The 847-nt window shown below is 65.3% G+C and carries 1 protein-coding gene; it reads right to left on the bottom strand.

Annotation, left to right across the window (positions count from 1 at the left end; genetic code table 11):
- Window positions 1-122 precede the first annotated feature (122 nt).
- Complete coding sequence (locus tag DB30_RS43395; RefSeq protein ID WP_420870711.1) at window positions 123-608, bottom strand: RNA polymerase sigma factor; 486 nt, start codon at window positions 606-608, stop codon at window positions 123-125.
- Between the last annotated feature and the right edge of the window lie 239 nt (window positions 609-847).

Raw genomic sequence — 847 nt, 5'->3', positions numbered from 1 at the left:
AGGGAGCTAGCGAATCTCGAGAATGACACCATGCGTCAGCGTGACACGCGCGATGTCCGCATGTCAAGCGCAGCTCGGGTGGAGACGGGTGCGGTGCGGCGTGTCACCCCAAGTAGAGGGCTTTAGTCGTCGTTTTCATGCTGAAGACGGTGCACCAATTTTCGGCGGAGCCATGCGAGCGTTCGGCGATGGGAGGACTGCACGCTGGACGGGTTGCGGCCTGTGATCGCGGCGACCTCGGCGTATGTCAGCCCCTTGGTCTCTCGCAGCGCCAGCGCATGCCGCCTGGGGGTTGGAAGCTCAGCGATGACGCGGAGGGCCGAACGCAACACCTGGCGCCGGGCCGCCGCTTCAGTTGGGCTTGTGCCGCCGGCGGACATGTCGTCCAGGCACGACTCACCCGTGATCAGCGTGAGCGGTACGCGGCCTCGGACACGCCAGATCTCGCGTCTGATTACAGTGATCATGTACGGCCGCGCGGATGCGTTCCTAAGATCAACTGGTGGCCGTAGGAGCATGCTCAGCAGAACATTGTGAGCGACGTCTTCGGCCGCGTCCCCGGCCCCGAGCTTCCTGGCGTAGACTATGGTCCACTCGAGGTGTCGCACTGCGAACGCCTGCTTTGCTTGCCCGTCCCCCTTGCCAATGAGCGCCAGGAGCTCACGATCCGACCGTTCCACGCCGTCGACTCTACCATGGAGCCGCGGCGCGCTGGAAGCCAAGAAGCTCCGTGCGGTGGATAGCGCCTTCTTGGTGGCCCAAGTCCTGCGTGAGGCGAACGAGCCCGATGCCGCGGTCGTCGTGGGCGACCGCTACGAGCTGGTGCGCAAGGTCGGCGCGGGCGGGT

The sequence above is a fragment of the Enhygromyxa salina genome (assembly GCF_000737335.2).
GTDB lineage: Bacteria > Myxococcota_A > Polyangia > Nannocystales > Nannocystaceae > Plesiocystis > Plesiocystis salina_C.
The sequence above is the reverse complement of the archived record's forward strand: the minus strand, read 5'-3'. Positions and strand labels throughout refer to the sequence as shown.